This is a genomic window from Algoriphagus sp. (assembly GCF_046296635.1).
GTDB lineage: Bacteria > Bacteroidota > Bacteroidia > Cytophagales > Cyclobacteriaceae > Algoriphagus.
The window spans coordinates 18,854-45,053 of record NZ_JBKBKZ010000031.1 but is presented as its reverse complement, the minus strand read 5'-3'; the positions used below and the strand labels follow the sequence as shown (position 1 = coordinate 45,053).

The following is a 26,200-nucleotide window of genomic DNA, read 5'->3' as shown; positions in this document are numbered from 1 at the left end:
TCTTGTCATTCGGTAAGTGTTTTTTTATTTTCAATTATAAATTGTTCAAAAGTTGTCGGTTGTCGATTGGTAATTTTCTCCACCCAGTTAGTTGTCACCGGTTCTTTCTGAAATCTTGGGAAATAGTGAAGCAAAATCATTACAAGAATAAACATTGTAGGTGTTGTTTCTCTTCTTTTTGTCAGGAAGAAACTAATTAGGTTAGGTGAAATATATTGAATGTCTGTTCCCAAATTGCTGCTCAATATTTTCGCCATTTCCCCAAAGGTCAACTTCTCTTTACAGGTTAAATCATACGATTTATTAATATGCTCCGATATGTTTGTCAAGATAGTTGCAGAAACTACACCAATGTCACGAACGTCAACTAGCGTAAATTTTGCGTTGCCGGCAGGTAGATAAATTCTTTTTCTATTCACTAAGTCATTATGCAAGGTTGTAGTAAAGTTTTGCATAAAATAAGCAGGTCGTAAAAATGTATAGGGTATTTTACTGTCAATAATAAGTTTCTCAATTTTGTAATGCGGTATTATTTTACTTTTCTCAACGCCCTGAACTGATAAGAATACAACGTGTTTAACTCCGTTTTCTTTACAGGTGTCAATGATAGGTTTAAAATATTTTTCTACTTCTGAAATTTGTGGCGGTCGTAATAAAAAAAGGACTTCACAATCGGTCAAAGCGGTTTTGTAAGTCTTAACATCTGTAAAATCAAATATGGAAAAATTTAATTTGTAGGCCGATAATTTAATTCTGTCTTCGTTTGAGTTCCTTACTCCGGCATAAATGTCAAGTTTATGGTCAATGTTTTGCAATGACTTTATCACTTCCGTCCCAACATTTCCTGTCGCCCCGGTAATTAAAACTTTTGCCATACTATCTATGTGAACTGTTTATTAGTGTTAGTGTCACCTGAATCTGACGATGGGTATGGCTTTCACAACTTGCCAAGGAGGAAAGACCATTTTCGTGGAGAAAAAGCTGCAAATGACGAAAATCCGTTCTCCGAAGAATCAAATATTTCAGAAAGTTGACGGCTGACTCCCGGTTTTGAGAATGAATCCCGTTGAGAAGTCCTGCAAACTCCTCCTCTACCCCTGACATGGCTTGATTAAGTTCCATCAGTTGACTTTTCATTTCATTGAGAGCATCCACCATAATGTTTTTAGGTTTCCTGCAATTTCCGAATTCTTTGGATCAAAGAGTAGATCAAATCTTAGGTTCACCTTTTATTTTTAAATAAAAATCCAACGTTAATCCGTCTCAATTCTAAGTAATTACTTATTCCCCTTGAATTTTTTTGAATTTTTTTTAGGCCCTGATTGAAGCGAAAAACAGTGGCTCTTCGTCATGGTGATGTATTTGAAACTTAACCCAACGCTTTATGTACTTCACCTCAAAAATTAAAATGCCAATTCGAAAAAGATTAAAATTCGCTGCTAGCCTCATTGTAGGTTCCCTTGCATTGACCGGGTGCTTAGTCAACCTCGAATCTCCGCAATTACCTCCTGCCGCTTATGTTTCGATTTTCCAAGGCTCTACAGCCGCTCCTGCCATGGACGTTTTTGCGAATCAAAATCGTGTGAATCAATCTCCTTTGACTTACAGCCAAATAATTCCTTATAGTGCATTCTTCACGGGCACCCGAGATTTCAGATTTTCGGCTTTCAATTCTGCCACAGCACTTCTGGAAAAGAACTTTGTACTGAAAGCAGATTCTGTGTATTCCATCTTTGTGGCAGACAAAGCTGCCGGCATCGATGCGATTTTGATAAAAGACATCTGGAAAGATCCGGTGGCAGAAAAGTCCCAACTGAGATTTGTCCACCTTTCCTCAGATACCGAACCAGTTTATTTGGAAATCTCAGGCTCGACCAATCCACTGATACCTGAATCAAGCTTTAAGGCAATTTCTGACTTTAAAGAAGTAAACAAAGGCAACTACACACTCCGAGTGAAATCGAAGGAAACAAACGCAATCCTGATTCAAACTGGGACTTTAGAAATCCAAGGTAACCGAGTCTATTCCCTGATTCTAAGAGGCCTAAGCGCTGAAAGCACCGGAGACAAAAAGCTTGATCTTCAGCTGGTAACCAACTATATCAATTATTAAACTTTTCAAAAGACGCCTTATTTTTTTGGTTTTTTTCTCGGAGCTGGGGGGCTTCGGGATTTTTTTTTGGTTTGGGAAACAGGATTGATCAATCTCAAACCTGGCAGGTTTCAAAAACCCGCCAGGTTTTCACAGCTTTGGCGCAACACCGATGCGCTCATCGCCCGTTGTGAATTGCTTTCAAAATGTTACTTTCCTAGGGAAATCACAGCAAGCGTGTTTTTTAGCTTTCATATTTTTGGTTGTGAATTGCTTTCAAAATGTTACTTTCCTAGGGAAATCACAGCACTATTGGAGGAGCTTTAATGAAAACTCCGTTGTGAATTGCTTTCAAAATGTTACTTTCCTAGGGAAATCACAGCTTGTGATCTGTTACCTAAAGAGTTAATGAAGTTGTGAATTGCTTTCAAAATGTTACTTTCCTAGGGAAATCACAGCATTAACACCGTTTATTACGGTTAAAAGAGTGTTGTGAATTGCTTTCAAAATGTTACTTTCCTAGGGAAATCACAGCGCAAAGGCCCTATTGCAGCGGCTAACCCCCGTTGTGAATTGCTTTCAAAATGTTACTTTCCTAGGGAAATCACAGCTTCCGCTTCTCTGCTAGCTTAGTAATGATTGTTGTGAATTGCTTTCAAAATGTTACTTTCCTAGGGAAATCACAGCGCTTACCTGCAACATGGACGGCTGACCGGGTTGTGAATTGCTTTCAAAATGTTACTTTCCTAGGGAAATCACAGCCTAATTCTTTAAAAGGGTTTTGAACTGTTGGTTGTGAATTGCTTTCAAAATGTTACTTTCCTAGGGAAATCACAGCTTACCACACTGATAGCCACCAATACTTGGGGTTGTGAATTGCTTTCAAAATGTTACTTTCCTAGGGAAATCACAGCAAGCGGGACTACAAACCTTTTTCTCCAGAAGTTGTGAATTGCTTTCAAAATGTTACTTTCCTAGGGAAATCACAGCTAGTTCTGCCAGCTAAAGGGCTGTAAATACGTTGTGAATTGCTTTCAAAATGTTACTTTCCTAGGGAAATCACAGCTAATTCAGATAATTCTAAGTTAGACTTAGAGTTGTGAATTGCTTTCAAAATGTTACTTTCCTAGGGAAATCACAGCCGGTCATCCGACATCAAACATCCAATACCTGTTGTGAATTGCTTTCAAAATGTTACTTTCCTAGGGAAATCACAGCATCCGAAGATTCGATTTGTGTTTCCTTTCTGTTGTGAATTGCTTTCAAAATGTTACTTTCCTAGGGAAATCACAGCTCTCCACAATCGACCTTCCACCCTGCTTTCGTTGTGAATTGCTTTCAAAATGTTACTTTCCTAGGGAAATCACAGCGAGGTTGGCAAATACCCATAAGAGCGCAAAGTTGTGAATTGCTTTCAAAATGTTACTTTCCTAGGGAAATCACAGCCGAGTCCACGATGTCTCCAGACAGCCCACGTTGTGAATTGCTTTCAAAATGTTACTTTCCTAGGGAAATCACAGCAGCCCCGTGTGTGTTTTGCGTCCAGCACTTGTTGTGAATTGCTTTCAAAATGTTACTTTCCTAGGGAAATCACAGCCAAATATAGAAAATTCAACCCACAGGTTGCGTTGTGAATTGCTTTCAAAATGTTACTTTCCTAGGGAAATCACAGCGAAGCCAACTCAGCCAGCAGGAGCAGATCCGTTGTGAATTGCTTTCAAAATGTTACTTTCCTAGGGAAATCACAGCTTGTGGTGGTAAACGTTACCGTTCTTTCTGGTTGTGAATTGCTTTCAAAATGTTACTTTCCTAGGGAAATCACAGCCAACAATCGGCTCCTGAGGATCAGGCTGTGGTTGTGAATTGCTTTCAAAATGTTACTTTCCTAGGGAAATCACAGCTGAGGTATCGTTCTATTGGTTTGGCGTTTCGTTGTGAATTGCTTTCAAAATGTTACTTTCCTAGGGAAATCACAGCAAACTCGTTTGGATGTACTCTGCTTACCTGTTGTGAATTGCTTTCAAAATGTTACTTTCCTAGGGAAATCACAGCAAGATTTACCCCCGCTTTAAGCAGTAGGCCGTTGTGAATTGCTTTCAAAATGTTACTTTCCTAGGGAAATCACAGCGCTGTTTGGAGCATCTTCTATACCCTCATTGTTGTGAATTGCTTTCAAAATGTTACTTTCCTAGGGAAATCACAGCTTACGTGAGTTTGTGGATGCTTTTAATTCAGTTGTGAATTGCTTTCAAAATGTTACTTTCCTAGGGAAATCACAGCTTCTTGATAGAAAGGAAGAGCATTATGCTGTTGTGAATTGCTTTCAAAATGTTACTTTCCTAGGGAAATCACAGCGGAACGCTGGAAGATGCGCTCACAGCTGCCGTTGTGAATTGCTTTCAAAATGTTACTTTCCTAGGGAAATCACAGCGCTTCATATTGGAGCAGTATTGCGCCACTTGTTGTGAATTGCTTTCAAAATGTTACTTTCCTAGGGAAATCACAGCAAGCTTCAGAAACAAATCGAAATCAATCAGTTGTGAATTGCTTTCAAAATGTTACTTTCCTAGGGAAATCACAGCGCTTCGGAACGAAACCTGCAACAAGTCTTTGTTGTGAATTGCTTTCAAAATGTTACTTTCCTAGGGAAATCACAGCAATGCGCTTTTGTGGATTACTTCACTTGGCGTTGTGAATTGCTTTCAAAATGTTACTTTCCTAGGGAAATCACAGCACAGCCTCTGAGCAGGTGACTGAGTTGACAGGTTGTGAATTGCTTTCAAAATGTTACTTTCCTAGGGAAATCACAGCTTTCGATGGAGATGCAGCAGGAGGCACGGCGTTGTGAATTGCTTTCAAAATGTTACTTTCCTAGGGAAATCACAGCTTGCCACAGGTCAGCCTTTTGCTAAGATTCGTTGTGAATTGCTTTCAAAATGTTACTTTCCTAGGGAAATCACAGCTTTCTACAGTGAGCGCATTAGTCCATACCTGTTGTGAATTGCTTTCAAAATGTTACTTTCCTAGGGAAATCACAGCCAACTTAATTCAGGCACTTGACAATAGCTTGTTGTGAATTGCTTTCAAAATGTTACTTTCCTAGGGAAATCACAGCCCACTGGCTTGAGATGACGGCAGGAGATGCGTTGTGAATTGCTTTCAAAATGTTACTTTCCTAGGGAAATCACAGCTTTGACTCCTGAGTCTTGCGCTCCTGTGAGGTTGTGAATTGCTTTCAAAATGTTACTTTCCTAGGGAAATCACAGCAACTTTTGTCATCTCCACCGAGTCGCCCAAGTTGTGAATTGCTTTCAAAATGTTACTTTCCTAGGGAAATCACAGCCGGCAAGGAATACGAGACCACTCTGATCCTGTTGTGAATTGCTTTCAAAATGTTACTTTCCTAGGGAAATCACAGCCTTTTTCTGAAGTGGTGTAATCCTCTTCATGTTGTGAATTGCTTTCAAAATGTTACTTTCCTAGGGAAATCACAGCATTGTCGTTGATATGAGTCGCTTCTCCTTTGTTGTGAATTGCTTTCAAAATGTTACTTTCCTAGGGAAATCTTAGCTTGTGGTATATTTTTGATTTGTAGTCTTCAGTTGTGAATTGCTTTCAAAATGTTACTTTCCTAGGGAAATCACAGCTTCAGGATGTGGAACATCGTCAGCAGTACAGTTGTGAATTGCTTTCAAAATGTTACTTTCCTAGGGAAATCACAGCCAAGGAAGTAGCCAAGACACTCGACACCTAGTTGTGAATTGCTTTCAAAATGTTACTTTCCTAGGGAAATCACAGCTGACCACTGACCACTTACTTCTCACTACTGTTGTGAATTGCTTTCAAAATGTTACTTTCCTAGGGAAATCACAGCAGAAGAAGCAGTATTAGGAGCCTTGATGCTGTTGTGAATTGCTTTCAAAATGTTACTTTCCTAGGGAAATCACAGCGCCTTTGCGGTTAGATAGATTCACGAGTAAGTTGTGAATTGCTTTCAAAATGTTACTTTCCTAGGGAAATCACAGCAACAGACCCTTTGATTGCTGGAGTTCTTTGGTTGTGAATTGCTTTCAAAATGTTACTTTCCTAGGGAAATCACAGCTTTTTGAATCCACCCAACTCTTAAGTACTTGTTGTGAATTGCTTTCAAAATGTTACTTTCCTAGGGAAATCACAGCCAGCACAAAGTTTGAATCGAAGGAAAACAGGTTGTGAATTGCTTTCAAAATGTTACTTTCCTAGGGAAATCACAGCAGTTGCTGAATGCATGCCGAATGGCTGGATGTTGTGAATTGCTTTCAAAATGTTACTTTCCTAGGGAAATCACAGCCCAAAGCAGAAGGAATTAAACCAGAGAAGCGTTGTGAATTGCTTTCAAAATGTTACTTTCCTAGGGAAATCACAGCAGATCCAGTACCTGAAGACAACTGGCTAGGTTGTGAATTGCTTTCAAAATGTTACTTTCCTAGGGAAATCACAGCAAATTGAACCCACACTGTGGGATTTTCCTTGTTGTGAATTGCTTTCAAAATGTTACTTTCCTAGGGAAATCACAGCATGTATTACTTTCATTACATGGCAGTTATCGTTGTGAATTGCTTTCAAAATGTTACTTTCCTAGGGAAATCACAGCCTTGGACAGTGGGATTCGGATACGTAGCACGTTGTGAATTGCTTTCAAAATGTTACTTTCCTAGGGAAATCACAGCCATTAGACGAAGCAATCGAAGCAGGTTTAAGTTGTGAATTGCTTTCAAAATGTTACTTTCCTAGGGAAATCACAGCCATAGGTCGTGTAGTTCTGCAGCACATCATGTTGTGAATTGCTTTCAAAATGTTACTTTCCTAGGGAAATCACAGCTGATGCAGACTATTCCAATGCCTACCCTTAGTTGTGAATTGCTTTCAAAATGTTACTTTCCTAGGGAAATCACAGCTGGAATGTATGCGAGTGGGTTTATCATTCGGTTGTGAATTGCTTTCAAAATGTTACTTTCCTAGGGAAATCACAGCAGGCAGTGGCCGTGCGGGACAATGTGCAGTGTTGTGAATTGCTTTCAAAATGTTACTTTCCTAGGGAAATCACAGCAAGCTATTGCCTAGGGCATCTACACTGCCGGTTGTGAATTGCTTTCAAAATGTTACTTTCCTAGGGAAATCACAGCTGTCCAAATCTCCAAAAACGTCTAATCGCTGTTGTGAATTGCTTTCAAAATGTTACTTTCCTAGGGAAATCACAGCGGAATTTGGCACTTACCTGAGCCAAAACCAGTTGTGAATTGCTTTCAAAATGTTACTTTCCTAGGGAAATCACAGCAGTCAAGCCCGACTGAATCGTGCAATAGCCGTTGTGAATTGCTTTCAAAATGTTACTTTCCTAGGGAAATCACAGCAGACCATGCCATTAAGCAGCCTAAATACCTGTTGTGAATTGCTTTCAAAATGTTACTTTCCTAGGGAAATCACAGCTGGAAATTTAGGGGCCGTTGCTGAGTTTGAGTTGTGAATTGCTTTCAAAATGTTACTTTCCTAGGGAAATCACAGCGGCAGCTAAAAGGAACAATCGAAAGGATCGTTGTGAATTGCTTTCAAAATGTTACTTTCCTAGGGAAATCACAGCTTATCAATCCGTCAATCACTGCAATTTCTTGTTGTGAATTGCTTTCAAAATGTTACTTTCCTAGGGAAATCACAGCTCATCATTAGTCCACCCATTTCTTCATCTCGTTGTGAATTGCTTTCAAAATGTTACTTTCCTAGGGAAATCACAGCGTTAACTTGATATTGATGTGACTAGAACCGGTTGTGAATTGCTTTCAAAATGTTACTTTCCTAGGGAAATCACAGCCTTCAACCACATTTCCCCCGTAATAGCTAGGTTGTGAATTGCTTTCAAAATGTTACTTTCCTAGGGAAATCACAGCAAATGGCTTTGAAACCCTTGGTTGATACCCGTTGTGAATTGCTTTCAAAATGTTACTTTCCTAGGGAAATCACAGCCTCTGACCATTTGTTGGCAGCGGATTTAACGTTGTGAATTGCTTTCAAAATGTTACTTTCCTAGGGAAATCACAGCATTACCCATGTAAAGCTGTCGGGTCGAAAAGTTGTGAATTGCTTTCAAAATGTTACTTTCCTAGGGAAATCACAGCAGGTCGGGGATCTTCCAGGCCAGCCTGTTCGTTGTGAATTGCTTTCAAAATGTTACTTTCCTAGGGAAATCACAGCTTCCTCTTATAAATGTAAACCTTTGATCGTGTTGTGAATTGCTTTCAAAATGTTACTTTCCTAGGGAAATCACAGCGCCTTGGTTAAATTCTGCTTAGATCCCATTGTTGTGAATTGCTTTCAAAATGTTACTTTCCTAGGGAAATCACAGCCGACCTTTTGAACGTCCTTTCGAAAGATTTGTTGTGAATTGCTTTCAAAATGTTACTTTCCTAGGGAAATCACAGCTCCCTTCCTTTACATACCATTGAGCTTGCTGTTGTGAATTGCTTTCAAAATGTTACTTTCCTAGGGAAATCACAGCTGGGCAGCACCGATTTACAAAGGCAACCAAGTTGTGAATTGCTTTCAAAATGTTACTTTCCTAGGGAAATCACAGCGACCCATCTCTGTAAAATTTTGCCTGATTGGTTGTGAATTGCTTTCAAAATGTTACTTTCCTAGGGAAATCACAGCAAGACCGGACAACCTCGCATGGGTCATCAGGTTGTGAATTGCTTTCAAAATGTTACTTTCCTAGGGAAATCACAGCAAAGAAAGTGCATTACTACCGAGGGAGAACGTTGTGAATTGCTTTCAAAATGTTACTTTCCTAGGGAAATCACAGCAATTTACAGGGTCTTTTGATTTCACATACTGTTGTGAATTGCTTTCAAAATGTTACTTTCCTAGGGAAATCACAGCTGACCCTGAAATGGATCACCGCCATCTCCTGTTGTGAATTGCTTTCAAAATGTTACTTTCCTAGGGAAATCACAGCAGTTTCTGAAGTCGTAATTGAAGTGAGTACGTTGTGAATTGCTTTCAAAATGTTACTTTCCTAGGGAAATCACAGCATACCCCACGCTAAGTGGCTGGTATGCTGTTTTTTAGGACCCAAATTAGAATTGAAAAATGAGGTTTATTAGAGGAGTGGCTTGCTGAGACCTGGCAGGTTTTGAAAACCTGCCAGGTCTTGTTAAAACAACTCCAACTGTTGCGCAGGCGGTTCAGTTTCCATTGGTTTAGTCCCATAAAAAACTTCCATCATACCAAATTGCTTATCGGTAATCTGCATTATTCCAACTTTTCCTTTTGGAGGAAGATTACTCCGAACCCGCTTGGTATGCACATCGGCATTTTCTCTGCTGGCGCAAAATCTCATATAGATCGAAAACTGAAACATTGCGAATCCATTATCCAATAGATTTTTCCGGAATTTGGTTGCGATCTTTCTGTCTTTCCGAGTTTCAGTCGGTAGATCGAAGAAAACTAGGACCCACAAACTTCGATAGGCATTAAGTCTTGAATAATAGTTTTCATTCATAGTCCGGATAAATGATTTTTCGGCTTACTCCGGCAAAACAATCATATAGCGAACTGGTGGTTCGGCTCGCAGCGACCATCAGCGGACTTTTTTGCCCATCAATTCTCACATCCAATGCAGGAATACTCAGCAGTTCCTTCTTAATCTCAGTGGTCAATTCGGAATAGTCGTCCAATGTTTCGACCAAATGACAAACTACAAGGTCAACAAATGGACGATAGGGCTCCATAATATCATCCGCAAGGCAATAAGCGTTGTATTTGTTCCGGTGCCAGATTCCTACTCCTGGAAACATACCCGAAGACACCAAAGCTCTTGCGATCACTGCCCTGAGAATCGCATATCCGTAGTTCAATAGATTATTCGGAGGAATGCCCGACTGTCCTCGATTGAAGTCTTCCAAATCAAAAATACTTTGCCAATAAATTGCTGCAGCCTGCGCCTCATGATTACCACTGTCACCGGAATTTACATTTTTTGCCAAGTAATGCATTCTGGCAGAATCCTTTCCCTTTTCTTTCAGTAGTGCCGCTTGATTTTGGATTTTGGCAGTGATGGTTTGTTGCCAAAGGTTTTTTTTCAAGGGTAGCGAAGCATTGAGTTGGTGGCGAATCCGTTCCGCCTGTTCGGAATGACCATGCATCGGGAGAAGCAAACCATCTGGTAGATGCTGACTGTTACAGGTTACTACGGCAATTTTTTTTTCGGTGAGTTTTGCCAGAAGTCCATTGGTAACGGTGATCTGCTGATTTTCCAAAACGATCATACCCAAGTCCTCAATTGGAACGCTCCTACTTGGCTTATCTACTTCAGGAAAAGAAATAAGCACTTGCTCATTTTTAGTACTGAGGTACGCGGGATTTCCGAAGAATAAGGTTCGTTTGATCATTTTAAATTTGTTTTAGAAAACTAAAAGACCTGCCAGGTTTTAAAAACCTGGCAGGTCTGAACTTGCCTAACTACTCATATTCTTTATTCGAAAGCCATTCTTTCTTTGTTTCCATCATTTCTTGAATATGCGATGGCCCATCAAAGAAATTCAGATAGTAATTTCTATTAAGATTAGATGGCTTCTCTGGCTGTTGATACGCATGCCAACTCGACCATTTCCAATCTTGAATTTCTTTCACAAAACCATGTTTGATCGGATTTAAATGGATATAAAGGAATGCTTCCTGCCATTGTTTTTCATCGAGGATAGGAGTTCGTTTGAAATGCTTGACAAATAGGCTTCCCCTTCTTTCAAATCTCTTATTGAAAGCCTTTGTGTAAGAATTGAAGAAATCGCTAAATGCTTTTATTGCAGGATTTCTGGAGGAATGGCCGAGGTTGGTACTCGAAAGACCTGGCAGGTTTTGAAAACCTGCCAGGTCTGAATCCCCCTTCACTCCCACTAACAGGTGAAAATGATTAGGCATCAAGCAGTAAGCATAAGTATCCACGACATCGACTAGGTACTTTTCGTATTGCTGAAGAAAAAATCTATAATTCTCCTCTTCCGGAAAAATGTTTTCGGTTCCGTTGGCGTGGTTGTAGATGTGATAGGTTTGCCCTAGTTCCATTTGCATCTATTTATAGTTCGAAACTCCAACTTTTCCAAAGTTTCGAACTTTGGAAAAGTTAAATAAGTCTCAATTACATCCGATTGGTATTTCGCGTATTGCTGAAGAAAAAACATATAATTCTCCTCCTCCGGGAAATATTCTCATTTCCGTTGCCGTGATTGTAGAAATGGAAAGATTGAGAATAATCCATTTTTTACAATTTTGAAATATTTCCTAACCTGTCAACTTTAAGCTTCCAACAAATAGATTTAATTTGAATACCATCAAGAGAATTTTGGTTTTTAGATTGTGGACTTCCTAACCCTAATTCATTTTGAATAGGTAGTTTAATCTCTACCTTTTCTTGCTCCTTATTTGGCATGTTGAAAAGTAAACTTGCAATATTTGCAGGCACAAAATTCATTGTGCTACCACTTCCATCTGTAAATTTATATATCCTATTCATTTGTTCTTTTTTCATCACTGTAAAATCAACCCAGTTCGGATTCTCCATTTCTTCCGGTGCTGGAACATATACTAAATCGCTTGGGTTTAATACAAAACTTAATTTGAAATCCGGGTCTTCAGGATGTGTAGCTGGACATGGCTTGAAACCTTGTTTTAAGCTTTCAACCGACTCTCTTAAAGTTGGTATGTAAAATTTTCTATCGGTTCCTTTTTGATAAAAACCACAGAATGCATTACTTCCTGCCGCTGTAACAACATATTTTGTGCTTTTTTGTCCTTCTTCCGATACTGAAAATTTAGTTCCCATAGCATCGCTTGTTCTTACTTTATAAATTGGATGATGAAATTTCCCGTTGTTTAGTTCCATAATCTTGTTATTTAATTCTTTTACACCATCAGAAGAAAAAGCATTTTCTGTATCAAATCTCGTTTTGTCATCAATAATTTCTTTATAATTATCAAGATGATTTTCTATTATACGTTGAATTCCTGTATCGGTAATGGATTGAATTGCTTTTATTATTTTTTCTGATGGTATCTGAGCAAAATTTGTCAACTCATTTCCAAAACGGGTTGCTACAAATTTTTCATAAACATTTACCGTTGGATATTTACTTCCTAATTCTTCAATTATTTGTTTAAATGATTTACTATCAATCTTTTTTAAATTGTTTATCTCTTTCAATAATTCAATATCAACCAAATCAAATTTTTCATTTAAATATTTTTCTAAACTGACAGTAATAGTTTTATTCTGCAATTTCACTTTTCCGTAAAAAGTATCTTCGTGGAGTCGTTTTCTAACGTTATAATTTTCAACTTCTTTTAAACCTTCTTGTTTTATAACATTTATTTTTCCGTCTTCAAGTTTTAAATATTTATTCCATCTCTGACGAATAACACGATTTTTTTGTTTGAAACTTGCAATGGTATTTTCGAGTGCGTTTTGGGCAATTTCTTTAAACACTTTGCTTTTTGTTTCTCCAAATTGATATTCAACCTCATCAATGCCATCTTTTGTTTTTATTTGAGCTGGTGGAAGAAAATACCATTCTTTTTCATCATTAAATCCTTTTCTAGAGTTTGTCAATTGGTACTTAATCCCTTTTCTTGTTTTTAATTTTTCATCATCATTCTCTTCTTGTGATGAAATATTATTGAGATATTGAACGTGATTTTCAGTTGTTAATGCAATTACCAAAGCATCCAAAGCATGATGGCGATGGTCAATTCTCTTCGGGTCAAAATTTTTGTTTGCCTCTTCGGGAACTGTATTGATAAAAACTTGATGCCCATTTATTTCCCTATAGCCTCCAAATAAATTAGAATTGGTTAATTCATTTAATCGTTTAAATCTTGGAGAAATAATTTCATTCCAAGCATCATTTAATTGCCAATGCCTTTTTAATGTTGAGGTAATTTTGCCATTTGTTGCTAAAACATTTTTGGAGCGGAAAGTATCTTCGTCTTTTTCTCTTACAATGTTGCTTAGCAACTTCATCGCCATTTTGGAAATATATTGACTGTTGTTCAATTGACTATTGGTAAACTCTTCTGGTATTTCTTTGCTCAACAAAATTTCTCTTTTCTTTCCAGAAAAATTATTTTTTACTAATTCTTCATATTCGTGAATACTAATTATCGCAGTTTGTGTATCGTGAGCAGAACAATACACTTTTTTTGATTTTGCCTTAAAAATAAATCCGTAACCTGTCGCAGATTTTTTCTCTTTATTAATCTCCGTTTCACAAATCACTTTATTATAAAGTGAATTTAGCGTGATACGTTCTTGTGGAAAGATGTGTTCAATCTCATATTTTTTTCTATCGAACAAATCAGATAATTTGATGAACTTGCCTGTGTAAGGAGATTGGTATCTTTGGTCAAGCCAAAGTTTATATCGTTCAAAATCACTTCTGCTAATTTTAGAAAACTCTTTTGTCGTTATTTCTTTGATTTCTTTCTTAGTAATTTTGCCATTAGATAATTCATATTCAGTGCTATCTTTATCATATTCGATTGATGACAAAAGGCTCTCTTCTAGTATTCTTAATTTTTCTTGTTGGAAAGGCGATTTTTCATGAAGTGAAGAATTATTTCTTTTTAATTCTCTAAGAAGTTCAATAATTCTCTCGTTGGCTTTTCTGTTTTCTTTGTTGTTCTTATCGTCTTTTTCCTTTTGCTTATTATTCTTTTGCATTTCCCGACCTAATTCGATGTGAATTCTGCTGAATAATTTATTGTAAATAATTCTTCCTTCTTCATCTGTACCAATTTCTTCTCCGTAGTATTTCCAAATATCTTTTACAACGTGAAGGGTTTCAACCAAAATCTTTTCTACCGTAGGATTATTTAAAGAATGTTGCTTAAATTCATTTTTCAAGTAATTCTCAATATCATAAGGCGATTGCCAAAACTGCACTTCGCCTACTTCAGAATAGCGTCCATAAACCAAATAAGAAGCACTCGAAACCCAAAGACCTTGGAAGTCTTTTAACTCGCCATTTATTTCTTCTTTATCTAAAACCTTTAGTTTTACCTCTTGATCTGCTTTGGATAAAATATCTTCAACATTTTTTTCATTCCAATACTTTCCGAGCCTTAAAAAAGGCAACATTTTTTTGATTGCTTTTTCAGAATAGGTGCCATAATCATTGGTGTAACCTCCAAAAGAACTGAAACTTTTAATTAACTCATTTAAAAAATCTTGAGATAAATCTGATTTTTCAAGTAATCTGCTAATGATATTTTTTAAGCCTTTATTAAATTCATCTTTCTTCTTTACAGAATAAAAGAAATGCCAAAGGCTGTACTCATTTTCTGCAGTAAGAAATTCTTTATATTTTGAGCCCAAAACTCTTTTTGAAAGCAGGATAAATTTATACCGCGTTGGATTACAAGGTTCTTTTTCAGAGGCAAGATTCCATTTGTAACTTTCTGATTTAATCTCTATATCTTTGTGCTTTTTATTTAGAAACCCAAGAACATCTTTTTCTGTAACGCTTTCTTTGTCATTCAAAAAGGCATATATTTCCTCTTTTAGTTCATGAGTTAGCAAATGACCAGTAACATCAAGATTGAATATAATTTGTTCATTGACAACATCTTCTTTTTTAATAATTTTAAGCCTTTTGATGAATTGCCAAAGCCTAAATTCTTGATAAAGAGGATTTGCTTTGTGTATTGCTTTTATCGGTTTTCTATACTTCTTTCCAGTTTTCTCATCTGTACGTTCGTAGTTCTCTTTCTCGTAAGCACAATCAGTAATCAAAGATTTCTTTGACTTTAAATCCCTTTGATAGAGTAAAATATCTTCTTTAATTAAATGGTTAAAATCTAATTCTTTAATTGATTTTTGATGATTAGTATTATTTGGATAGAGAAGTTGAACAGCTTGTTCGTACAAATTTCTATTTTTTAATTCAGGATGAAATTGTTCCTGATTTTTATAGATAACATCCAACTCTTCTCGGTAATAATCTCTTTCAATAACCGTGATTAAATCTGCTTTAATTTTCTGTTTTGGATTTTTCAGAAAATTGTAGTAAACAAAAGAAGCAACGCCTTTGGTATTGTTTTTTGTATTGAAGGATGTAAGTGAAGTTTCAGTCTTTAGTTTCATCAAAGTCCAATCTTCTTCCTTTGGAATGTTGATACTTCTGCCTTTATCAGCCCCTTTTAATATTCTATTTCCATTTTCATCATATTTAGTTTTTATGATAAAATCTCGCTTGGTATCTTTCCATTTTGGTGTGAACTTACTCTGTTGTTCCTTTATCCAACCAGTTTCCAATTCAATTTCAAAGACAAAATTTTCCTTTATTTTTTTTCCAGAATTTCTAACATCAATGATTGAAAATTCACGAACTTCATTAATGATATATTCTATCTTCTTAGTATCAATTGTACCTTCATCATCATACTTTGAAACAATTTCGACTTCCTTTAAATCTCCAATTTCTGTAATTGGAATTTTTGTTTCTTCTTTATATTTAAATAATTCAATGGCTTCATTATTGTTATCAACCAAAACAATTTCGTAAGTATCTTCATTTTCGATCTTGGTAACGCTTTGTACTTTCCCCACAAAACCATCAGTTAATTCTCCTTCTTTCTGCACTTTTTCATCTTGACCAATTACCTTTTCATACCCCCTTTTTTGATTAAAACTTAAAGTAATCCACGCCAATTGTTCTTTGGTAAGTTCAAAATCTTTATCGGTAACTGCTTTATGTCTTAAATAGTATAAAGTCCAATCATGAGGGATCTTAGTTTCGTTGCCATTTCTTTTATGATAAAACATTTCAGGATATTTTTTCCTAAAATCATTTTCCATCTGATTATAAGCGTCTATAAAAAGGAAATGAAATTTTCCATTGTCATCTTGGTAATAGGCTAACTTTTCTTCGGCTCCCTTTTTAAATTTGCCACTACGTTTCCCTTTTTCATTTTCAAATTCAATGGATAATTTATAATGTTCTGGAAGAGCCTTCAATAAATTTAAAACACAATGAAGTCGATCTCTTCTCATTAAATACCTTTCATTAAGTTTTCTTTGAGAACGAAGTGTTGTTCTTTTTGATGCTCCGCTTTCAGTTTTGGCACCACTTTCAAATTTGGTGATTTCTGCGGCATCCATAGTTAAAATACGTGAGCCTAAACCTAAAATTTTAACAATTCTCTTTTCGTGGTCAATTTCAATCAGCGCCCAGCCGATCGAGTTAGTCCCCAAATCCAATCCCAAAATTTTTTTCATCTTTTGTAAAAATTTTAAAGTTTAAAATCTATCTTCACTTTAACATTTTGAAGCAATTCACAATAAGGATTATTCCGTTGTGAAAACATTTAAGGGAGTCCCGGTTGAGCAATCAGCCGGGATTGCTTTTTTCTAACCTCCTTATCTTCTGCAAGATATTTATCTCAACTAAAAAACCTATACCCTGTACTGGGTATTTTTTGACAAAAAAGCGATTTTGGAGATCTTTTTCGGACAATTATTGTCATTTTCACAAAAAGACCTGGCAGGTTTTGAAAACCTGCCAGGTCTAAAAAAAAACCACCCCGAATCGCTCCGAGTTGGCTTTAAGTTGGTTTCGAATTCTATTTTTTATCGTTGGATAGTTCCAAAATTTACCTTGAATGATGCTCCAAACATCCCGAGCTTTTGGCCATAGCCTGAAAAATCCTGCAAGGGATGATTGTAAAATGGCATCAACTCATAACTGGTTTTTTTGGATTCGAGCAAGCGGAAGTTTACTCCCAAATTAGCTGTGGCTAAAGGGAAAAATCGGTTTTGAGGCACATCCAACGCTGATGAAAAACTGGCTGATTCAGACTTTAGCGTAAAAGAATTTGAAAGGCCAGCAGCATTGGCATCAAATACTGCCACCTGTCGAGTGTATGATGATTCTGTTTCAGCAGTTTGATTAAATGTTACCAGATTGGAAAATCCCGCCTGAACTGAAATAGATTGAGATCGGGTAATCGGGTATTTGAAGTACAATGGAATATCCACCTGAACCTGTGCAATCTCATTCTTCTCCGTAACCGGGGAGGAAAAACCTGCCACTTGCAAGTAGTTTTGGCTTTCACTCGCCTGATTCAAGTAATTGACAGCCAGACCAGAACCTATACTGAGTTTGCCCACAATATCCATATCCACCATCACTCCCAAACCTAGACTTGAACCACTTGTTGCCTGTGCGCTAGTTTGAGATGCTCCATAACCCGGAGATAAGCCCAGTGCCAATCTTGCAGAAGATGGGGTCTCCAGGATCTTTGCGATCTCTTCTTGGGTGAGTTCGGGGTCCTTTGGCAAGGCTTTGTCTGTAAGCGCATTGTCCTTTAGTCCTTCAGTTTTAAGGATTTTTTCAACTGAATTTTTTTCTTCACCTGCTATCAGGGACTGCATCAATCCCGGTTTTGTAGGATTTATGTTTGGATTAGATGGCTCGATTACCGTAGCTTGATTCGATATTTCGGTTTTTTGTAGCGGTTCCGGAATGAATTCCTGCATAACTACAGGAACTTTTTCTTTGGGAGAAACTGGTTTTTCCTTTACTGAAGTTGATACTCTTATTTCAGTAGAAACTGTGCGCGCAGCTTTAGCTTCTTTCGCTTGATTTTCCTCATCCAAAGCGAGTAATTTTTCTTCTGATTTTTCAGGATTTATCGGTTCTGCGCTTTCAGAAGGAGATAGAGCTATTTTTTCTTCCAAGGCAAGTTGCTCGGAAGGCATCGTACTGTTCGGATCAAAATCATTGGAAAGCCAAAGCCCTCCCACAACTAACAGTAAAGCTAGCGATGCAGCAATGCCGGAGATCCAATAGGCGGTTTTCTTCCGGGCAAGGGCGATTCGCTTTTTCTCAAAAGCTTCCCATGCCCCCAATTCGTACGGAAGTGGGTTTTCTTCCTGTTGCTTTCGCAGCAAGGATGCAAACCATTTGGATGTTTTATCTTCCTGCATATTCTTTCATGTGTTGTTGAATCAACTGACGAAGCTTGGTCTTTGCCCGCGTCAGGTAAACCCGGGAGGAGCTTTCGGTGATTTCCAACCGATCGGCTACTTCCCTATGACTATATCCTTCGACCTCATAGAGGTTGAATACCAATTGCAGATCCTCAGGCAGTTTGTGCAGGAGTTTGAGGATATCCTCAAAAGCCAACTGATCCGGGGCGTATATTTCATCGAAAACCGGAGTTTCGCCATTTGCTTCCTGATGATTTTGGAAGCGTTTGTCTTTCCGGTAATAATCTATCGCTGTATTGACGGTGATTCTTCTCAGCCAAGACTTGAGTGCCGGTGCTTGATCCATTTTTTTGAATGAATCAAAGCATTTCATAAAGGAGTCATTAGCAATCTCCTGCGCCAAATCTCTGCTTTTGGAATAGGACAGACTGATCCCCATGACGTAGCCATAGTATTTTTTAAAAAAGTACTCCTCATGTTTTTTTGACCGAAGTTTGCAACCTTCGATCAACTCTTGGTCAGACCAGTTCAAATCAAATTCCGCTACGTTTCTTCTAAATTTTCAAATCACAATTTCCAACACAATTGAAATCCCGAAAGCTACAATGCTCTCTGAGATAAATCGTAAACAGATCCTCAGGAGTCTGTCGTAAAGCCTTGGCTAAATCTACCTTGATCAAGTCGCGTTCAGTTTCAGAACTTACCGAACAAGTGTTGAATAATCCTGTCAAATATACCTGCATTCTCCGTGGCGAAGATTCCTGCCATCTCCCATCCCAAACCAAGTCATAGGTCCCGGAGCACCCTTTTGGACGTTCAATTTCCAGGGTGAGTTCATTTCCGCTTCGTTTGATGCTTTTGATCTCAAAATTAACCTGACAAAGTGATGAATCCTTCCTGTTGAAATCCATCCGTTGATATCTACCCGAATCTACGGTAAACCGATAACCCGAACCCTGTACTTGATAGAAATCCGCAAATCCTAACGTTGGATCTGAGTCACCTACCGAACAGCTGCATAGAAATACCAAAAGAAGAAATCGGAAAACCGAGGTCATGCGTGATTTTTTTTATTCTATGACGTTACGGGCCCAACCATTCGCTACAAGTAAGTGAAAAAAAATGTTGTCAGGGAAGTTGAATCTTTTTCGAATTAGAAATCCTATGGCTGGAACTCTAATTTGCAACTGTTGAGGAGCGGGGATTTCAGGACTCAAAGAGCGGGGTAGTGAGGAATTGCTGTTCGCAAGGATACAAAGCTCGGCGGAGAATTAATTGTCGGATTGCAAATCCTATAACTGGACCTCGACATTGCAAATGTCAAGGAACTGGGATGTCGAGGAACTGGAAAATGAATCGTTTAAAATTACCTACTCAATGAAAAAATTTTCGTGCACTACTTTCCAAAAAGTATCCGGTGTCAGCGGTTTAATGACAAACTCTTTAACGACAGGGATTGTGGCAGCTCTTTCCTGATCATCCGGGTTTAAACTGGTCGTCAGCATCACCACCACTGATCTCTCATGAATATCTTTGGTCAGTTCATTGTATTTCTCCAAAAATTCCCATCCATTCATCCCAGGCATATTAATGTCCAGAAAAATGATACCTGGTTGCGGATACTCTGCATATTTTCCATTACAAAGCAAAAAATCCAACCCTTCTTTTGCTGATCTCACGGATTGGATATGAACTCCCGTGAATTCTTCTTCCAGAATTATGGTATGATAGAAGTTTGTGGCTTCATCATCATCAATGAGCAGAACGCAATCTAGTTTCTTGATTTTATCTGTCATGATCTTTTCGATTTCGATAAGGTGAAATAAAATGAACTACCAACACCATTTATGGAATCGATCCATATCTTCCCTCCATGTAGCTCTACAATTTTTCGACAGTAGGCCAATCCAAGGCCAGTTCCTTCGTATTGCTCAGTATGATGCAATCGTTGGAAAATGTAGAAAATTTTCTCATAGTCTTTGGAGTCAATTCCAATGCCATTATCCTTAACACAAAACTCTACATGTGTTTCACTTTCGATTGCTAACACTTCTAATACAGGTGAACTATCTGATTTCCTGAATTTTAATCCATTGCTGATCAGATTCTGAAACAACATCCGCAACTCCACTGGATTACCCTCAACGACGGGCAGGTTATCGATTTTCACTTTTCCATTAGAAGCTTTCAAGGCCGCCTCAAAATCCAGCACAATTGTCTCAACCAGTTCGTTACAATCTACTTTTTGAATAACCCGCTTATTTCCAATTCTGCTAAAGTCCAACAAACCTTTAATAAGGATATTCATCCTTTTAGTGGCGGTGGATACATAATCAAGCATCTTTTTTCCTTGATCATCAAAATTTTCGGAATACTTTTTTCCGATCAAATGAACCATATTTCCAATGGTTCTCATAGGCTCTTGTAAATCATGGCTGGCTATACTGGTAAAGCGTTCCAGCTCTCGATTTTTGACTAGTAAGCCCGAGTTTAGCTTCTCCAGCTGGATTTTATGAGCTTAAAGTTCATCTTGTTTTTCATCCAATTCCTTTACCTTTTCAAACAATGTTGCCGAACTGTCAGAGAGCTGTTTGTTGATCCCTTCTAAACTAGAAAAACTACTTTTAGCAATGAAAACTAATGAGACACAGGTCCAGATGACAACAAAAGAAATCACCATATTCAATCCGGAAAGATTACTCAAATTGTCGGAAATCTCCACAGTGTGTATCACTGCAATAAGTGTCAAAAGCGTGCAAATCAGAGCTGTATAAATACTGGCATATTTTCCCGGTAATAACCAACTATATAAAATCACTACTGAGTACATCGCCGAAACAGCAACTGTCCTATCAGTATTCAGATCAACCAAAAAAATAACACTAGCAATCAATGTTGCCATAAAGATTAAAATGGCATTTTGAATTAAAAGAAATGGTCGACGTGGGGAGGCCATCAGTCTATTTTATTATTCAGCTGTTTTTTTAATTCTATAATTTCATTTTCATATGCCTTTAATTGCCTTTCCAGCTCGTAGGTCTTTAGCTCATCTTCCGGCTTCATATCGATCAACTTGGGCAAGTCTCGAATGAGAACGAAAGCTGTTGCCAAACTGACCAAGGCTGTCAATACTCTCAGGAGTGCGCTGACTCGGTAGCCTGGCCACCAAAACATGATTGCATCAATCAAGTGAGTACTTCCACAAAGAATAATAAAGGCTCCAAACAACCAGAATACAGGTAGAAAAGGAATATTCTGGCGTTTTTGGATGAAAAAGATGATGATAGCCGGAATTACAAAATAAGCCAACCAAATGGCTATGTCGCTGGTAATGTACAGCCACCCATGAAAAGAGGACCATTTGCCACATACCCATCTTGCGGGCCAATCACCTGTCTCAAACAGTTTGGAAATGAATTCATAAACCTGCTCCATAATGGGGAATTAGATGTTTGATTAACTAAATCTAAGTGATAGGAAGCAGAACTGAAAGATTTTAAAATTTTCATGCTCATGAAACATCTATCCACTAAAAATCAATTAATTATATTGGTCGAATTGGTCGAGTGAACAAAATATAATCGAACTTCTAAATCAAGTGGAACGTAACCTTGAAATTCTTTCTTAAAAATCGATTAATAAATACTGAATTCTTAATTAACCCCTTATTGGCTCCTTTTTTGCCTATGAAGCCTCTGAAAAACTAATAAAATGGGAAAAAAACAAGGATTCAAGATAAAGCACCTTCCGGGAATGTTGAAGGACACATTTAAGCTTTGGAATCTCAATAATCCTTGGAGATTGGGAGCTGTAGTTGCATATTATGCTGTTTTGTCCCTACCGGGCTTTTTGATAGTAGTGATCAATTTGGTTGGAGCATTTTGGGGTAGAGAAATAGTCCAGGGCGAGATCACGGAGCAGATTTCGGATGCCATTGGCCCTGATGCAGCTAAATCTGTGGTTGAGATTATAGAAAATTCACAAAACAGTGACAAAAACTTTTTTGCTACCATTATGGGCGTTGCAATCCTGATTTTTGGAGCAACTGGAGTTTTTTATCAGCTCCAAATATCAATGAATGAAATTTGGAGTGTTAAGGTGGATCCCAAGGCAGGAATATGGAAGTTGATTAAAGACCGGGCGCTCAGTTTGGGCTTTGTAATGGTCATCTCGTTTTTATTAATCATAAGTTTTGTGGCATCTACCGCCTTGACCGTTTTAAGCGGTTATTTGTCCAAACTATGGGAACCCGGTGTTGTGTTTGTAGCTCAAATCTTTGAGTTCGGACTCTCCACCATCGTTTTGGGCTTTTTGTTTGTACTGATATTCAGGTTTATGCCCGATATGAAAATCCAATGGAGATCTGTCTGGCTGGGAGGATTTATGACCTCTTTTCTATTCAACTTGGGGAAAATATTGCTGAGTTTTTATTTCGGAGCTGCAAATCCAAACTCAGCCTATGGAGCAGCCGGATCCGTAGTATTGATTTTACTTTGGGTGTCTTACTCTTGCTTAATCTTGTTTTTTGGAGCAGCATTTACCAGGATTTACGCTGAAAAGTATGAAGAAGAAACTCACCCAGAGGATTTTGCTATGAAGATAGAGACAGAAGAGGTCATTGTTGAAAAAGGATGCGATAACCCCTCAGATGAAAACTGCAATAACTCTTCGGAAATCGACGAAAAAGCAAAATAATCGATACTGCAAATTTGCAATTTGAGGGTTCTGTCTTGGGATATTAAATCCCGAGATAAGTTCTCGAGGTTGCAAATATCGAGGAGCGAAATGAATTGATTTAAAATTGTCAAAAATCAAAAAACGTGAGATTTTCTAAAATCACCTTGGCCTTATTGTTTTGTTCGTTATTTCTTCAGTGTCAAAATCCTGCTTCTATGAATTCCTCTCTTCGAGTACATACCCTGCGCCTCCATCCCGGTGATGATGTGATGCCTGAACTCAAGAAATTTATTGCAGACAATCAAATTGAGGCGGGCTTTATTATGTCGGCTGTAGGCAGTCTCACCCAATATAATCTACGTTTTGCCAATCAACCTGTGGGCAGTCAATCGGTAGGACATTTTGAAATAGTATCACTTACCGGCTTGCTAAGTACTGAGGGAAATCATATTCACCTTTCAGTGAGTGATAGTACCGGACGCACGATTGGCGGACATCTGCTCGATGGCAACCTTGTCTACACTACCTTAGAGCTGGTGATAGGCGAAGATTTGGGTCATATTTATTCCCGTGAAATTGACCCTACTTTTGGGTATAAGGAGTTGGTGGTTAAGAAGAAAGAAAATTAGAGATTAAGGTGAAAAGTCTTTTAAAGAAACCTGAACATTGTAGCAAGCACTACAAGATTTTCGTTATTGAAAATTCTTGATTAAGGACTTCTCCCTCGCTCTTGCCTCTCCGATAGCTTGGAACAATTAGAAAATATTGTTTACTAAACTTTATTAATGTTGTTTGTTAAACAACATTATTGTATCTTCTAGGAAATAACCTGCAATGATATCCAAGGACTTACTTTATGAGGTGGCCTTAGGTCAAAAAGATAATCTTCAAAACAGACCGCTCGGATTGCTTCGCAATGAATTAGATGATTTTTCATTGATCAAAAGCCATGCATTGATCATATCAGGAATTCGGCGATGTGGAAAAAGTACACTTTTAGTCCAATTACTGGAAAATCAATACCCTGAAGCTTTCTATCTTAATTTTGAAGATCCAAGACTTTATGGTTTTTCTGTAGAGGATTTTCAGAAAATCGATAAAATCCTTACCGAACAAGGACAAACCTCCTTGTTTTTGGATGAAGTGCAAGTCGTATCGGGTTGGGAAAGATACGTTCGTCAGAAACTCGATCAGGAAAATTTCAACATCGTAATCACAGGTTCTAATGCGTCTTTGCTCAGCAGAGAATTAGGCACCAAACTCACCGGTAGACACGTCACCCGAGAGCTTTTCCCGTTTTCCTTTGATCAATACTGTGAATTTCAGGACTTGGAGAAATCAAAGGAAAGTTCAGCAGGGTATTTAACATCTGGAGGATTTCCAGAGTATTTGAAAACTGGGAGATCGGAATTACTTCATCAATTACTGGATGATCTATTACTTCGGGATATCGCAGTCCGATATGGCGTAAGGGATGTGAAATCTTTGCAGAATCTAGCCATCTACTTGATATCCAATGTGGCGAAACTAGTGTCTGGTAATAACCTTCGAAAAGTTTTAGAAATCAAGGCTACCAGTACGGTGATGGAGTATTTTTCCTATTTGGAAGAAAGTTGGTTATTCTTTTTTGTGCCTAAGTTTAGCTATTCACAGCGGAAGCAATTGATCAACGCTAAAAAAGTATATTCTATAGATACTGGATTGGTTACTATGAATTCCAGATCGTTTTCAGAGGATCATGGTAGAAGGTTTGAAAATATGGTCTTTTTACATTTTCGCAGGAAGCATCAGGAAATCTATTATTTCGCAGAAAAACATGAATGTGATTTAGTAGTCTATGACAGACAAGGACTTGTGGAGTTAGTCCAAGTATGCCATGAGTTAAATCCCGAGAATCTCAAGAGAGAACTCGAAGGTCTTTGGGAAGCTATGAGGTTCTTTGAAAAGAAGGAAGCTGTGTTAGTTACATTTGGGCAGGAAGATGAATTTGAGCAAGATGGATTTAGGATAAAGGTGCTGCCTTTTCATATGCTTGCGACTGCTTGACCACTCACCTTGACTTTTGTATTGATTCTAAAAGTTCTCCCTATCATACAAAAAAAAGGGTGTGGCTAATCGCCGCACCCAATCCTTTTTTAAACTTAACAAGGAAAAAACCTTACTCTCGCTCTTTGGAATTTTGAAACTCCCGACGGTTGTAAAAATTCTCATCCATCAAGTCATTTTCATCAAATTGCTTTTCAGGAAAATAATTTTTAAAGACTGATACTTCATAGTCCCTGTCCACGTCCGTTCCTTTTCCAAGTCTTTTGGTTTTTGCAAAAGTGCTGTGCGTAATTTCATTGGAAACTACTTTTTTATTTTCTTTATCCAAGTTCACCAGCCCAATCGGTATGATCAAATGATTTTCTCCGTCCTTATTTAGAAACTCATGAACACCTTCGCTTGATGAAGTATTGTAGACCTCGTGCCCGTCTTCAATTAGCGAATTATCAACTTCGATATCGAGATATACCACCCGTTCTGTATTCTTGTTTACTAGCAGACGATCTACTTTTCCTATGATGCGATGATCGGTGTCTTCTACTTCCCAACCTCTGACATCACTATTATCTGAAGCTACCTTATAATCGGAAAGATCACTTAGGTAATATAGATTTTTCTTATGTTCTGACATTTTTTCTACTGTTTTGGAGAGTTACTATTCATTTTTTCAAGCAATTGTGCTGACTCCTTAAAGAAATTTTTGACTTCTTTTTTCTGATCCAACGTAAGCACGTTAGCCTTAATAGCTGTAGAAGCATTCTTAACTTTATCAGCATCGCTTGCCAAACCTGGAAAAGCTTTTTGCTGAATATTCTTTAAAGCAGTAGCCAAACTTCCAGTTGCTTCTCTAATAGAATTGGCATGAGTAGTCTCAAAAGGGTCCTTGGTGATTTTATCCGTATGAGTTCTCACCTGTGACATATCCTGTTGGACATTATACCCAACTTTATCAGCCATAGCATTAGTTGCACTGGTTAGTCTCGAAAGCGCTTCATTTGTAAACCTATGGTCAAGGCCCATTTGATCTGGATCCTCCCTTATAAAACTTACAAATGCAAGGACCGCGGAATTATTACCGGTAACCTCTCGGCTACTGGAAGCATAAGAGGATTCTTCAGTTCTTACCTCTGTTATTTCATCTCGCCCATTTCCTTCATCCCTGGAGGAAAAGAGGTAAATCAAAAGTGCAAGAAGGGCGACGCCCAAAAGTATCCAAGGCCATATTGGAGTACTTTTCTTTTCAATTTTTATTTCAGCCATAATAAATGTTTTTTGATAGTTACAGCTCAAAGAATCAAAAACTACTCCTTTTGATCTTTTTCGAAATTTCCTAATGAGATTCGGCTAATAATCAGCCTAGAGGCATTCCA

The 26,200-nt window shown here is 37.9% G+C and carries 19 protein-coding genes and 1 CRISPR repeat array; of the genes, 4 read left to right on the top strand and 15 right to left on the bottom strand.

What is annotated here, in order from left to right; translation table 11 throughout:
• Window positions 1-5 precede the first annotated feature (5 nt).
• Together ACK4HU_RS18680 and ACK4HU_RS18675 are read right to left on the bottom strand one after the other, a co-directional pair.
• A complete protein-coding gene (locus ACK4HU_RS18680) occupies window positions 6-875 on the bottom strand; it encodes an NmrA family NAD(P)-binding protein (RefSeq protein ID WP_409809240.1) in 870 nt (289 codons plus the stop codon).
• Window position 876: 1 nt separating this feature from the next.
• Window positions 877-1,158, bottom strand: a complete 282-nt coding sequence (locus ACK4HU_RS18675) for a hypothetical protein (RefSeq protein ID WP_409809239.1) — start codon at window positions 1,156-1,158, stop codon at window positions 877-879.
• Window positions 1,159-1,384: 226 nt separating this feature from the next.
• On the opposite strand from ACK4HU_RS18675, the gene ACK4HU_RS18670 reads away from it, so the two are divergent.
• On the top strand, window positions 1,385-2,113 hold the full coding sequence (locus ACK4HU_RS18670; RefSeq protein WP_409809238.1) for a DUF4397 domain-containing protein: 729 nt from the start codon (window positions 1,385-1,387) through the stop codon (window positions 2,111-2,113).
• 166 nt (window positions 2,114-2,279) lie between these two features.
• A CRISPR array of direct repeats spans window positions 2,280-9,156; the repeat unit is 46 nt; unit sequence GTTGTGAATTGCTTTCAAAATGTTACTTTCCTAGGGAAATCACAGC.
• Window positions 9,157-9,278: 122 nt separating this feature from the next.
• Here the strand turns inward: ACK4HU_RS18670 and cas2 are convergent.
• The 11 genes from cas2 to ACK4HU_RS18615 form a co-directional block, all read right to left on the bottom strand.
• Window positions 9,279-9,626: a CRISPR-associated endonuclease Cas2 gene (gene cas2 / locus ACK4HU_RS18665; RefSeq protein WP_409809237.1), complete on the bottom strand. Its 348-nt coding sequence runs from the start codon at window positions 9,624-9,626 to the stop codon at window positions 9,279-9,281.
• Window positions 9,619-10,515 (bottom strand): type II CRISPR-associated endonuclease Cas1, encoded by an 897-nt coding sequence (gene cas1, locus ACK4HU_RS18660; protein ID WP_409809236.1) that lies wholly within the window; start codon window positions 10,513-10,515, stop codon window positions 9,619-9,621. Before cas1 ends, cas2 begins: the two co-directional genes overlap by 8 nt.
• Window positions 10,516-10,585: 70 nt before the next feature.
• Entirely contained in the window at window positions 10,586-11,194 is a 609-nt protein-coding gene (locus ACK4HU_RS18655; RefSeq protein WP_409809235.1) for a transposase, read from the bottom strand.
• A 190-nt stretch (window positions 11,195-11,384) separates the two neighbouring features.
• Window positions 11,385-16,394, bottom strand: coding sequence for a type II CRISPR RNA-guided endonuclease Cas9 (cas9, locus tag ACK4HU_RS18650; protein WP_409809234.1), 5,010 nt, complete (start codon window positions 16,392-16,394; stop codon window positions 11,385-11,387).
• Between the two features lie 351 nt (window positions 16,395-16,745).
• A complete protein-coding gene (locus tag ACK4HU_RS18645) occupies window positions 16,746-18,104 on the bottom strand; it encodes a hypothetical protein (protein ID WP_409809233.1) in 1,359 nt (452 codons plus the stop codon).
• Window positions 18,091-18,639, bottom strand: a complete 549-nt coding sequence (locus tag ACK4HU_RS18640; protein ID WP_409809232.1) for an RNA polymerase sigma factor — start codon at window positions 18,637-18,639, stop codon at window positions 18,091-18,093. The genes ACK4HU_RS18645 and ACK4HU_RS18640 overlap by 14 nt, the downstream gene beginning before the upstream one ends.
• A gap of 22 nt (window positions 18,640-18,661) precedes the next feature.
• A complete protein-coding gene (locus ACK4HU_RS18635; protein WP_409809231.1) occupies window positions 18,662-19,165 on the bottom strand; it encodes a hypothetical protein in 504 nt (167 codons plus the stop codon).
• A gap of 312 nt (window positions 19,166-19,477) precedes the next feature.
• The gene (locus ACK4HU_RS18630; protein ID WP_409809230.1) at window positions 19,478-19,903 is read right to left on the bottom strand and encodes a response regulator; all 426 of its coding nucleotides are present in this window, start codon (window positions 19,901-19,903) and stop codon (window positions 19,478-19,480) included.
• Window positions 19,900-20,568, bottom strand: coding sequence for a sensor histidine kinase (locus tag ACK4HU_RS18625; RefSeq protein ID WP_409809263.1), 669 nt, complete (start codon window positions 20,566-20,568; stop codon window positions 19,900-19,902). Before ACK4HU_RS18625 ends, ACK4HU_RS18630 begins: the two co-directional genes overlap by 4 nt.
• 57 nt (window positions 20,569-20,625) lie before the next feature.
• Window positions 20,626-21,009: a hypothetical protein gene (locus ACK4HU_RS18620; RefSeq protein ID WP_409809229.1), complete on the bottom strand. Its 384-nt coding sequence runs from the start codon at window positions 21,007-21,009 to the stop codon at window positions 20,626-20,628.
• 53 nt (window positions 21,010-21,062) lie between these two features.
• Window positions 21,063-21,542, bottom strand: coding sequence for a hypothetical protein (locus ACK4HU_RS18615; RefSeq protein WP_409809228.1), 480 nt, complete (start codon window positions 21,540-21,542; stop codon window positions 21,063-21,065).
• Window positions 21,543-21,818: 276 nt separating this feature from the next.
• On the opposite strand from ACK4HU_RS18615, the gene ACK4HU_RS18610 reads away from it, so the two are divergent.
• The 3 genes from ACK4HU_RS18610 (at window position 21,819) to ACK4HU_RS18600 (ending at window position 24,830) form a co-directional block, all read left to right on the top strand.
• The gene (locus ACK4HU_RS18610; RefSeq protein WP_409809227.1) at window positions 21,819-22,802 is read left to right on the top strand and encodes a YihY/virulence factor BrkB family protein; all 984 of its coding nucleotides are present in this window, start codon (window positions 21,819-21,821) and stop codon (window positions 22,800-22,802) included.
• Window positions 22,803-22,999: 197 nt separating this feature from the next.
• On the top strand, window positions 23,000-23,413 hold the full coding sequence (locus tag ACK4HU_RS18605; RefSeq protein WP_409809226.1) for a PPC domain-containing DNA-binding protein: 414 nt from the start codon (window positions 23,000-23,002) through the stop codon (window positions 23,411-23,413).
• 205 nt (window positions 23,414-23,618) lie between these two features.
• Window positions 23,619-24,830, top strand: coding sequence for an ATP-binding protein (locus ACK4HU_RS18600; protein ID WP_409809225.1), 1,212 nt, complete (start codon window positions 23,619-23,621; stop codon window positions 24,828-24,830).
• 112 nt (window positions 24,831-24,942) lie between these two features.
• Here ACK4HU_RS18600 and ACK4HU_RS18595 read toward each other — a convergent pair whose 3' ends face one another.
• Window positions 24,943-25,461, bottom strand: coding sequence for a PRC-barrel domain-containing protein (locus ACK4HU_RS18595; RefSeq protein WP_409809224.1), 519 nt, complete (start codon window positions 25,459-25,461; stop codon window positions 24,943-24,945).
• Between the two features lie 5 nt (window positions 25,462-25,466).
• Window positions 25,467-26,090: a hypothetical protein gene (locus ACK4HU_RS18590; protein ID WP_409809223.1), complete on the bottom strand. Its 624-nt coding sequence runs from the start codon at window positions 26,088-26,090 to the stop codon at window positions 25,467-25,469.
• Between the last annotated feature and the right edge of the window lie 110 nt (window positions 26,091-26,200).

Excerpts from the sequence above, each read along its gene's own strand:
- ACK4HU_RS18680 (WP_409809240.1), bottom strand. The coding sequence starts at position 875 with ATGGCAAAAGTTTTAATTACCGGGGCGACAGGAAATGTTGGGACGGAA.
- ACK4HU_RS18675 (WP_409809239.1), bottom strand. The coding sequence starts at position 1,158 with ATGGTGGATGCTCTCAATGAAATGAAAAGTCAACTGATGGAACTTAAT.
- ACK4HU_RS18670 (WP_409809238.1), top strand. The coding sequence starts at position 1,385 with ATGTACTTCACCTCAAAAATTAAAATGCCAATTCGAAAAAGATTAAAA.
- cas2 (WP_409809237.1), bottom strand. The coding sequence starts at position 9,626 with ATGAATGAAAACTATTATTCAAGACTTAATGCCTATCGAAGTTTGTGG.
- cas1 (WP_409809236.1), bottom strand. The coding sequence starts at position 10,515 with ATGATCAAACGAACCTTATTCTTCGGAAATCCCGCGTACCTCAGTACT.
- ACK4HU_RS18655 (WP_409809235.1), bottom strand. The coding sequence starts at position 11,194 with ATGCAAATGGAACTAGGGCAAACCTATCACATCTACAACCACGCCAAC.
- cas9 (WP_409809234.1), bottom strand. The coding sequence starts at position 16,394 with ATGAAAAAAATTTTGGGATTGGATTTGGGGACTAACTCGATCGGCTGG.
- ACK4HU_RS18645 (WP_409809233.1), bottom strand. The coding sequence starts at position 18,104 with ATGCAGGAAGATAAAACATCCAAATGGTTTGCATCCTTGCTGCGAAAG.
- ACK4HU_RS18635 (WP_409809231.1), bottom strand. The coding sequence starts at position 19,165 with ATGACCTCGGTTTTCCGATTTCTTCTTTTGGTATTTCTATGCAGCTGT.
- ACK4HU_RS18630 (WP_409809230.1), bottom strand. The coding sequence starts at position 19,903 with ATGACAGATAAAATCAAGAAACTAGATTGCGTTCTGCTCATTGATGAT.
- ACK4HU_RS18620 (WP_409809229.1), bottom strand. The coding sequence starts at position 21,009 with ATGGCAACATTGATTGCTAGTGTTATTTTTTTGGTTGATCTGAATACT.
- ACK4HU_RS18615 (WP_409809228.1), bottom strand. The coding sequence starts at position 21,542 with ATGGAGCAGGTTTATGAATTCATTTCCAAACTGTTTGAGACAGGTGAT.
- ACK4HU_RS18610 (WP_409809227.1), top strand. The coding sequence starts at position 21,819 with ATGGGAAAAAAACAAGGATTCAAGATAAAGCACCTTCCGGGAATGTTG.
- ACK4HU_RS18605 (WP_409809226.1), top strand. The coding sequence starts at position 23,000 with ATGAATTCCTCTCTTCGAGTACATACCCTGCGCCTCCATCCCGGTGAT.
- ACK4HU_RS18600 (WP_409809225.1), top strand. The coding sequence starts at position 23,619 with ATGATATCCAAGGACTTACTTTATGAGGTGGCCTTAGGTCAAAAAGAT.
- ACK4HU_RS18595 (WP_409809224.1), bottom strand. The coding sequence starts at position 25,461 with ATGTCAGAACATAAGAAAAATCTATATTACCTAAGTGATCTTTCCGAT.
- ACK4HU_RS18590 (WP_409809223.1), bottom strand. The coding sequence starts at position 26,090 with ATGGCTGAAATAAAAATTGAAAAGAAAAGTACTCCAATATGGCCTTGG.